This is a genomic window from Pseudomonas sp. NIBRBAC000502773 (assembly GCF_006517195.1).
GTDB classification, from domain to species: Bacteria; Pseudomonadota; Gammaproteobacteria; order Pseudomonadales; family Pseudomonadaceae; genus Aquipseudomonas; species Aquipseudomonas marginalis.
Window position 1 is genome coordinate 6,016,637 of the sequence record NZ_CP041189.1, and the last position, 11,066, is coordinate 6,027,702.

The following is an 11,066-nucleotide window of genomic DNA, read 5'->3' on the forward strand; positions in this document are numbered from 1 at the left end:
GTCCGGTTCGTTTTATAGGGACGACGTGCCTTTGTGCTTCCTGCCTATTGCTCCGGACTCCAACAAATGAATGCTGAAGACTCCTTGAAACTTGCTCGCCGGTTTATCGGGTTGCCCCTGGAAAAACGCCAGCTGTTCCTGCAGGCACTGCAGAAAGAAGGGGTGGATTTTTCGCGGTTTCCGATTCCGGCCGGCGTGGAGGCAGAGGACCGCCAGGCGCTGTCCTATGCGCAACAGCGCATGTGGTTTCTCTGGCAACTGGACCCAAGCAGTGGCGCCTACAACCTGCCGGGCGCGGTGCGCCTCAAGGGTGCGCTGAACCTGGGTGCCATGGAGCAGGCGTTTGCCAGCCTGGTGGAGCGTCATGAAACCCTGCGCACGGTGTTCCAGCGCCAGGCCGATGAGCGCCTGATGCAGGTGGCCGTACGCCCGTCGCTGGCCATTGAGCAACTGGACCTGACGGCGTTGGCCGCGGCCGAACGCGAACACGCCGTCAACGATGCGGCCACCCGCCAATCGCTGCTGCCGTTCGACCTGGAACACGGCCCGCTGCTGCGTGTGCAACTGCTCAAGCTCGATGCCCAGGAGCACGTACTGCTGCTGACCCTGCACCATATCGTCTCCGATGGCTGGTCGATGAACGTGTTGATCGACGAGTTCATTCGTTTCTACGACGCCCATGAGCGCAACGAAGCGCCGCCATTGCCGGCGCTGCCGATCCAGTACAGCGACTACGCCCTGTGGCAGCGCCGCTGGCTGGAAGCCGGGGAGCAGGCCCGTCAATTGGAATACTGGCAGGCGCGCCTGGGCGACGAGCACCCGGTGCTGGAACTGCCGACGGACCGCACGCGCCCAGCCATGCCCAGCTATCAGGGCACCCGCCACACCTTCGCGATTGAGCCGGCGCTGGCCGCGCAGTTGCGCACCTGCGCGCAACAGCACAACGTCACCCTGTTCATGCTGCTGCTCGGCGCCTTCAATGTGTTGCTGCATCGCTACACCGGCCAGGGCGATATCCGCGTCGGCGTGCCGATCGCCAACCGCAACCGTACGGAAGTCGAGGGGCTGATCGGCTTCTTCGTCAACACACAAGTCCTGCGCACTGAGCTGAGCGGGCAAACCCGCGTCGCCGAGTTGCTGCAAGGTATCAAGGAGCACGCCCTTGGCGCCCAGGCGCACCAGGAATTGCCCTTCGAGCGCCTGGTGGAAGCCCTGAAGGTCGAGCGCAGCCTCAGCCATACGCCGCTGTTCCAGGTGATGTACAACCATCAGCCGGTGGTGGCCGACATCGCTTCGGTCAGCACCGCCTCCGGCCTGGAATTGGCCCTGGTGGAGTGGCAAGGCCGCACCACCCAGTTCGACCTGACCCTCGACACCTATGAAAAATCCGGCACCTTGCACGCCGCGCTGACCTACGCCAATGACCTGTTCGACGCGCCGTCCATCGCGCGGATGGCACGCCACTGGATCAGCCTGTTGCAGGCCATGGTGGCCGATGGCGAACAGCGTATCGGCGAGTTGCCGATGCTGGCCGTCGATGAGCAACAGAGGCTGGTGCACACCTGGAACCAGACCGCGCAAGCGTATCCCACCGAGCGTGGCATTCATCACCTGATCGAAGACCAGGTACAGCGCACGCCGGATGCGCCGGCGCTGGTGTTCGGCGCGACCACGCTGACCTACGCGCAACTCGACACCCGTGCCAACCAACTGGCCCATGCCTTGCGCGACCACGGGGTCGGTCCTGATGCGCTGGTGGGTATCTGCGTTGAGCGTTCCATCGAGATGGTCATCGGCCTGCTGGCCGTGCTCAAGGCCGGCGGCGCCTACGTCCCCCTCGATCCCGAGTATCCCCAGGAACGCCTGGCCTACATGATCGAAGACAGCGGCATCCAGCTGCTGCTCAGCCAGCACAGCCTGCTGCCACTGCTGCCTGTCGAAGGCATTCGGGTGATGCGCCTCGACCAGGCGCCCGGCTGGCTCGACGCTTACAGCGTCGCAGCGCCCGCCGTCGACATCCACGCGCTGAACCTGGCCTATGTGATCTACACCTCCGGTTCCACCGGCAAGCCCAAGGGCGCCGGCAACAGCCATCGCGCACTGGTCAACCGCCTGTGCTGGATGCAGCAGGCCTACGGCCTGGATGCCAGTGACGCGGTGCTGCAGAAAACCCCGTTCAGCTTTGATGTGTCGGTGTGGGAGTTCTTCTGGCCGCTGATGACCGGCGCCCGCCTGGTGGTCGCCGCCCCTGGCGAACACCGCGAGCCGGCGCGCCTGATCGAGACCATCGGCGAGCACGGGATCACCACCTTGCACTTCGTGCCGTCCATGCTCCAGGCGTTTATCCATGAGCCGGACGTGCAGCGCTGCGCCAGCCTCAAGCGTATCGTGTGCAGCGGCGAAGCCTTGCCCCTGGATGCGCAACTGCAGGTGTTCGCCAAGCTGCCCCAGGCCGGTTTGTTCAACCTCTATGGCCCGACGGAAGCGGCCATCGACGTGACCCACTGGACCTGCATCGACGAAGGCCGTGACGCCGTGCCCATCGGCCGCCCGATCGCCAACCTCGGCACCTACGTGCTCGACGCGCAGCTCAACCCGGTGCCTGCCGGCGTGGCCGGCGAGCTGTACCTGGGCGGTACCGGCCTGGCGCGCAGCTACCACCGCCGTCCAGCGCTGACCGCCGAACGTTTTGTGCCCAGCCCCTTCGGTGACGGCGCGCGCCTGTACCGTACTGGCGACCGGGTGCGCCAGCGTGACGACGGTGTGATCGAATACCTTGGCCGTCTCGACCACCAGGTCAAGCTGCGCGGCTTGCGCATCGAGTTGGGTGAAATCGAGACACGCCTGATGCAGCACCCAGCGGTGCGTGAGGCGGTGGTGCTGGTACACGGCGGCAAACAACTGGTGGCCTACCTGGTGTTGGAGGGCGAGGCGCCCGCCGACCTCAAGGCCTGGCTGCTCGGCAGCCTGCCGGAATACATGGTGCCGACCCATATGGTGCCCCTGGCCAAGCTGCCGGTGACCGCCAACGGCAAGCTTGACCGCAAGGCCCTGCCGTTACCGGATGCAACGCCACAACAGGCCTATATCGCGCCGCAAGACGACCTGCAGAAAGCCCTGGCGGCGATCTGGAGCGATGTGCTCGGCGTCGAGCAGGTGGGCCTGGACGACAACTTTTTCGAACTGGGCGGCGATTCGATCATCTCCATCCAGGTGGTCAGCCGCGCGCGCCAGGCGGGGATTCGCCTCAGCCCGCGCGACCTGTTCCAGTACCAGAGCGTGCGCAGCCTGGCGTTGGTGGCCAGCTTCGAGCACTCCACCGTTATCGACCAAGGCCCTGCCAGCGGCGAGGTGATCCTCACCCCGGTGCAGCAAAGCTTTTTCGCCCAGGCGATCCCCGCGCGTCATCACTGGAACCAATCGTTGTTGTTGACCCCGCGCGAGCGCTTGGAACCGGCACGCCTGGAAGCCGCCCTGATCCAGGTGCTCAACCATCACGACGCCTTGCGCCTGCGTTTTGTGCAACAGGCTGACACCTGGCAGCAAGCCTACGCCGCGCCGGTCACCGCGCCAGGCCTGTGGCAGACCCACGCCGGCAGCGACGATGAGCTGGCGGCGCTGTGCGATGAAGCCCAGCGCAGCCTCGACCTGGCGCAAGGTCCGCTGCTGCGTGCCGCGTTGGTGAGCATGGCCGATGGCAGCCAGCGCCTGCTGTTGGTGATCCATCACCTGGCGGTCGATGGCGTGTCCTGGCGCATCGTCCTGGAAGACCTGCAACAGGCTTACCGCCAGGCAGCGTTGCCGGCCAAGACCAGCGCCTACCAGCTGTGGGCCGAACAGTTGCAAGCCCATGCCCTTACGCTGGACCACCAGTTGGCGTACTGGCAGGCGCAGTCGGCCGACGCGGACTTGCCGTGCGACAACCCCCAGGGCGGCCTGCAAAACCGCGTGGGCAGCAAGCTCGAAATCCGCCTTGACGCCGAGCACACCCGTCAACTGCTCCAGGACGCGCCAGCGGCCTACCGCACCCAGGTCAATGACCTGCTGCTGACGGCCCTGGCGCGGGTGGTCAGCCGCTGGAGCGGCCAGAACGCCGCACTGATCCAGCTGGAAGGCCATGGCCGCGAAGACCTGTTCGACAGTGTCGACCTGACCCGCACCGTGGGCTGGTTCACCAGCCTGTTCCCGGTACGCCTGCAAGCCGGAGGCGAGCTGTCGGCTGCGATCAAGGCGGTCAAGGAGCAACTGCGTGCCGTGCCCGCCAAAGGCATCGGCTACGGTCTGCTGCGCTACCTCGGCCTGCCTGCGGCCCGCGAAGCCCTGGCGGACCTGGCCGCGCCACGCATTACCTTCAACTACCTGGGCCAGTTCGACCGCCAGTTCAACGAATCCGCGTTGTTTGTACCGTCTACCCAGGGCAGCGGCCAGGCCCAGGATGCCGAGGCACCGCTGGCCAACTGGTTGACCGTGGAAGGGCAGGTGTACGGCGGTGAGCTGACCCTGCAATGGGGCTTCAGCCGCGAGATGTTCGAGGTGGCGACGGTGCAGCGCCTGGCGGATGACTATCGGCAGGAGCTGTTGGCGCTGATCGCCCATTGCATCGATCCGCAACAGGGCGGCCTGACCCCGGCCGACGTGACCCTGGCGCAACTGACCCAGGCGCAGCTGGACGACCTCGCGCTGCCCGCCCGTGACGTACAGGACGTGTACCCGTTGTCGCCGATGCAGCAGGGCATGTTGTTCCATAGCCTCTATCAACAGGGTGAGGGCGACGTCTACGTCAGCCAGTTGCGTGCGGATGTGCAAGGCGTCGACGTGCAGCTGTTCCAGCGGGCCTGGGCACAGGTGCTGGCGCGGCACGACATGCTGCGCACCGGGTTTGTCTGGCAGGACGACCAGGGCCAGGCCCTGCAGGTGGTGCATCGCCAGGTCAGCCTGCCGTTCGACGCATTGGACTGGCGCGGGCATCAAGACCCCGGCGCGGCGCTCGACGACCTGGCGGCCGAACACCAGCGCCAGGGCTTCGAATTGGCCCGTCCGCCGTTGCTGCGGGTGGCGCTGGTGCGGGTCAGCGAAGAGCGCTGGCACTTGATCTACACCAGCCACCACATCTTGATGGATGGCTGGAGCAATGCCCTGGTCCTCAATGAGGTGCTGCAAGCCTGCAAGGGCCTGGCATTGCCGCCGACAGGCGCGGCGTTTTCCGCGCATATTGCCTGGCTGCAACAGCAGGATCCGGCGCTGGGCGAGGCGTTCTGGCGCGAGCGCCTGGCGCAGTTGGACGCGCCCACGCATCTGGCTCGCAGCATCGCCAGGACCGCGCCACACAGCGGCGACGGCTATGGGCAGATCCTGTGGGAATGGGATGAAACCCGAACCCGCCATCTGGCCGCGTTCGCCCGTGCACATCAAGTGACCCTCAACACCCTGGTGCAATCGGCGTGGTTGCTGCTGCTGCAGCGCTACACCGGCCAGGCCAGCGTCGCCTGCGGCGTCACCGTGTCAGGGCGCCCGGCGCAGCTGGCGAATGTCGAGCAACAGGTCGGCTTGTTTATCAACACCTTGCCGCTGATCGCCGTGGCGAATCCGTCACAAAGCGTCGGCGACTGGGTGCGTAGCGTCCAGGCGCTCAATGTGGAAATGCGCGAGCACGAGCACACGCCGCTGTTCGATATTCAACGCTGGGGCGGTTCGGCCGGCGAGGCGCTGTTCGACACCTTGGTGGTGTTCGAAAACTTCCCGGTGGCCAAGAGCCTGGAGCAGTCGGGCGAGGATGGCCTGCGCTTCAGTGGCGTCAGCCATCAGGAACGCACCAACTACCCGCTGACCCTCACGATTCACGGCGGCCAACACTTGAGCCTGCACGTGGAATACCAGCGGGCAGACTTCGACGACGACGCAGTACAGCACATTGGTGCGTACCTGCAGGAACTGCTGCAGCAGTTCGCCGATGCCCCCGGGCAGGCATTGGGCGCGGTGCCCTTGCTGCGGCCCCATGAACACCTGCGTGTGCTCCAGGAATGGAACCCGCGCGATGTCGCACGCCCGGCCCAGGCGAGCGTGTTGCAGCGCTTCGAACAACAGGCGGCGCTGTGTCCGCACAACGTCGCGCTGATCCTCGATGAGCAGCGCATGAGCTATGCCGAACTCAACCTGCGCGCCAACCGCCTGGCCCATCGCCTGGTTGAACTGGGCGTCGCCGCCGACACCCTGGTGGGTGTCGCGGTGGACCGTTCCCTGGCGATGATCGTTGGCCTGCTGGCGGTGCTCAAGGCCGGTGGCGCCTACGTGCCGCTGGACCCGAAATACCCCGCCGAGCGCCTGCAATGCATGATCGAGGACAGCGGCCTGCACCTGCTGCTGACCCAGCAGGCGCTGCTGGAGCAACTGCCGCTGACCGCCGACCTGGCGTTGGTCTGCCTGGAAGATGGCGCTGGCTGGCTGGCCGACTACAGCGGGGAAAACCCCGCGCCACGGACGCTGCCGACCAACCTGGCCTACGTGATGTTTACGTCCGGCTCCACCGGCCGCCCGAAAGGCGTGGGCATCGACCAGGCTTCCCTGGCGCGGCATGTGGAAGTCTTTACCGAGCTGTTCGCGTTGCAGCCCCATGATCGCGTGCTGCAATTCGGCACCTTCAACTTCGATGGTTTCGTCGAGCAGTTATACCCGGCGCTGTGCTGCGGTGCCGCGGTGGTGGTGCGTGGTGGCGAGCTGTGGGACAGCGACACGTTCTACCGGCAATTGCTCGACCACGATATTTCCGTGGTCGACCTGACAACCGCCTACTGGCTGGCGTTGGTACGTGACTTTGCCGAGCGTGGCCCGCGCGACTACGGGCGTTTGCGCCAGTTGCACATCGGTGGCGAAGCCATGCCGCCCGAAGGCCTGAGCGCCTGGCGTGAAGCCGGTCTGCACCACGTGCGCCTGCTCAATACCTATGGCCCCACCGAGGCCACGGTCACCGCCACCGCCCTGGACTGCGCCGCGTACGTCGACGGGCGCGAAGCCTTGCCGTCGATGATGCCGATCGGTCGTGTGCTGGACGGCCGCGCCATTTACCTGCTGGACGCCAACCTCAATCCGGTACCGGTGGGGGTCGCGGGCGAGCTGGTGATCGGCGGGCCGCTGTTGGCGCGGGGGTACTTCAACCGTCCCGATCTGACGGCGGAACGCTTCGTGCCTGATCCGTTCTGCGCCGACGGTGCGGGCCGGCTGTACCGCACGGGTGACCTGGCGCGCTATCGCGGCGACGGCATGATCGAGTATGTGGGGCGTATCGACCATCAGGTCAAAGTCCGTGGTTTCCGCATCGAGCTGGGCGAAATCGAAGCGCGCCTGCTGGCCCAGGCCAGTGTGCGCGAGGCGCTGGTGATCGCGGCCGATAACCAGCTGGTCGGCTACATCGTCGCCAACCGGCCACTGTCCGAAGCGCAACAAACGCAATGGCGCACCCAGCTCAAGGCCACGCTGCGCGACGAGCTGCCGGACTACATGGTCCCGGCGCACCTGCTGGTGTTGGACCGCCTGCCACTAAGCCCCAACGGCAAGCTGGACCGTGCCGCACTGCCCGCGCCCGACGCCAGCCAATCCCAGGTTGACTGGATCGCGCCGATCACAGAGCTGGAGCAACAGGTGGCGGCCATCTGGGCCCAGGTGCTGGGGGCCGAGCGGGTAGGGCTCAACGATCACTTCTTCGACATGGGCGGGCATTCGTTGCTCGCCACACAGATGGTGTCCCGTGTACGTCATGGCCTGGGGGTCGAGGTCAGCCTCAAGGCGCTGTTCGAGCACCCGCGGCTGGCGGATTTTGTCCGGGCGCTGGGCACCGAGGGTGATTCGACGCCGGCGTTGGTAAGCGTCCAACGTGACCAGCCACTGTTGCTGTCCTACGCCCAGGAGCGTCAGTGGTTCCTTTGGCAACTGGACCCGCACAGTGCGGCCTACCATGTGCCGAGCGCATTGCGTCTGAAAGGCCGCCTGGACACATCGGCATTGCAGCGTGCCTTCGACACGCTGGTGGCGCGCCACGAAAGCCTGCGTACGCACCTGCAACAGGAGGGCGAGCGCACCGTGCAGGTGATCAAGCCACAAGGGCGCCTCGAGCTTGCTTTGCTCCAAACCCACGAGAGCGGCCTGAAAGCCCTGGTGGAAACCCTGATCACCCAGCCGTTCGATTTACGCCAGGGGCCGCTGATGCGTGTCAGCTTGTTGCGGTTGGCCGAGGATGAGCACGTGCTCGTGCTGGTGCAGCATCACATCATCTCTGACGGCTGGTCGATGCAGGTGATGGTGGACGAGCTGGTCCAGCTCTATGCCGCCTACAGCCAGGGCCAATCGCTGCAATTGCCTGACCTGCCCATCCAGTACGTGGACTACGCCCTCTGGCAGCGCAGCTGGATGGAAGCGGGGGAGAAGGCACGGCAGCTGGATTACTGGCGCGGTCAGCTTGGCGGCGAGCAACCGGTGCTGGAACTGCCGTTCGATCACCAGCGCCCGGCGGTACCGACCCATCGGGGGGCGCGCTTGAACATCCCGCTGGCGGCGCCGTTGCTGGATGAGCTCAAGACGCTCGCCCAGCGTGAGGGCGTGACGTTGTTCATGCTGTTGCTGGCGTCTTACCAGGTGTTGTTGCACCGCTACAGCGGGCAGCAGGACATTCGCGTCGGCGTGCCCATCGCCAACCGCAACCGGATCGAGACCGAGCGCCTGATCGGCTTTTTCGTCAACACCCAGGTACTCAAGGCGGAGATTGACGGGCACACCACCGTGCGCGCGTTACTGGCCCAGGTCAAACAGCGTGCCCTGGAGGCCCAGGCCCATCAGGACCTGCCTTTCGAGCAACTGGTCGAGGCATTGCAGCCCGAGCGCAGCCTGAGCCTGAGCCCGTTGTTCCAGGTCGCATTCAACCACCATGTCAGCCTGGCAGGCGGGCATCTCCAGCGCCTCGAGCACTTGCAGCTCAGCCCGGTCAGTTGGGATGAGGCGGTTGCGCAGTTCGATTTGACCCTCGATATCGAGGAGTCCCAGGCGCAATTGCGCGCGTCGCTGAGCTATGCCACCGACCTGTTCGACACCGCCACCATCGAGCGCATGGCCTGCCATTGGCAGAACCTGTTGCAGGCGATGGTTGCCGATCAGCAGCAGCTCGTCAGCCAACTGAACCTGCTGGACCAGGATGAGCAACGGCACATCCTTCAACTGTGGAACCAGACCGACGCCGGCTTTTCGGCCGAGCGCTTTGTTCACGAGTTGGTGGCCGACCGTGCGCGGGAAAACCCCACTGCGGTGGCGGTCAAGTTCGATACGCAAACCCTGAGCTATGACGAGCTGGACCGCCAGGCCAACCGCCTGGCCCATGCCTTGATCGCCCGTGGCGTCGGCCCCGAAGTACGGGTGGCGATTGCCATGCCGCGCAGTGCCGAGAGCCTGGTAGCGTTCCTCGCGGTGATGAAAGCCGGCGGTGTGTATGTGCCGCTGGATATCGAATACCCGCGTGATCGCCTGCTGTACATGATGCAGGACAGCCGTGCGCAACTGCTGCTGACCCACACCAGTGCCTTGCCGCAACTGCCGATTCCCGACGGCATGCAGACGCTGGCCATCGATCGCACCGAGCAATGGGCCGATTACAGCGACACCGCGCCAAACGTGACGCTGGACGGCGACAACCTCGCCTACGTGATCTACACCTCCGGCTCCACCGGCATGCCCAAGGGCGTGGCGGTGTCCCACGGGCCGTTGGTGGCGCACATCATTGCCACCGGCGAGCGTTATGAAACATCGCCGGCCGATTGCGAACTGCACTTCATGTCGTTCGCCTTCGACGGCTCCCACGAAGGCTGGATGCACCCGCTGATCAACGGCGCCAGCGTGCTGGTCCGTGACGACAGCCTGTGGCTGCCGGAATATACCTACGCGCAGATGCACCGTCACAATGTGACCATGGCGGTGTTCCCACCGGTGTACCTGCAGCAGCTGGCCGAGCATGCCGAGCGCGACGGTAATCCACCAAAGGTGCGGGTCTACTGCTTTGGCGGCGATGCGGTGGCGCAAGCCAGCTACGACCTGGCCTGGCGCGCGCTCAAGCCGACCTACCTGTTCAACGGCTACGGCCCGACCGAAACCGTGGTCACGCCGTTGCTGTGGAAGGCGCGCAAAGGCGACCCCTGCGGCGCCGTCTACGCGCCAATCGGCACGCTGCTGGGCAACCGCAGCGGCTACGTGCTCGACGCGCAACTCAACCTGCAACCCATCGGCGTCGCCGGTGAGCTGTACCTGGGCGGCGAGGGCGTGGCCCGTGGTTACCTGGAACGTCCGGCGCTGACCGCCGAACGCTTTGTGCCGGACCCGTTCGGCACGCCGGGCAGCCGCGTGTATCGCAGCGGCGACCTGACCCGTGGTCGCCCGGATGGCGTGGTGGATTACCTCGGGCGTGTCGACCACCAGGTGAAGATCCGTGGTTTCCGCATCGAACTGGGGGAAATCGAAGCGCGTCTGCGTGAGCAGGACAGCGTCGGTGAAACGGTGGTCGTGGCCCAGGACGGCCCGACCGGAAAACAGCTGGTGGCCTATGTGGTTCCGGTGTCCGCCCCGTCCAACGAAGCCGAGTTCCGTGACGCATTGCGTCGCGCACTCAAGGCCCGCCTGCCGGACTACATGGTCCCGGCGCATTTCATCTTCCTGGCGCAAATGCCGCTGACCCCCAACGGCAAGCTCGACCGCAAGGGCCTGCCGCAACCGGATGCGAGCCTTATGCAACAGGCCTATGTGGCCCCCGAGACGGAGCTGGAACAGCAGATCGCCACGATCTGGGCCGACGTGCTGCGCCTGCCGCAGGTTGGCTTGAACGATAACTTCTTTGAAGTGGGCGGCCACTCCCTGTTGGCGATCCAGATCACCTCCAGGGTCCAGGCCGAGCTGGGCCTGGAAGTGCCGCTGGTGGAAGTGTTCCAGACCGAAACGCTGCGCGCCTATGTGCAGGCCGCTGCCACCTTCCGTGCAGGCACTGCGGAAGATTTTGATGACCTTCGTGACTTTTTGAGCGAACTAGAGGCGATTTGACC

At 65.4% G+C, this 11,066-nt stretch carries 1 protein-coding gene; it reads left to right on the forward strand.

The window, feature by feature from the left end; all coding sequences use genetic code 11:
- Nucleotides 1-66: 66 nt before the first annotated feature.
- On the forward strand, nt 67-11,064 hold the full coding sequence (locus tag NIBR502773_RS27835; protein ID WP_141157474.1) for a non-ribosomal peptide synthetase: 10,998 nt from the start codon (nt 67-69) through the stop codon (nt 11,062-11,064).
- The last annotated feature ends 2 nt before the right edge of the window (nt 11,065-11,066 follow it).

Bases quoted from the DNA above. Each gene is read 5' to 3' on its own strand.
- NIBR502773_RS27835 (WP_141157474.1), top strand. From the start codon at position 67: ATGAATGCTGAAGACTCCTTGAAACTTGCTCGCCGGTTTATCGGGTTG.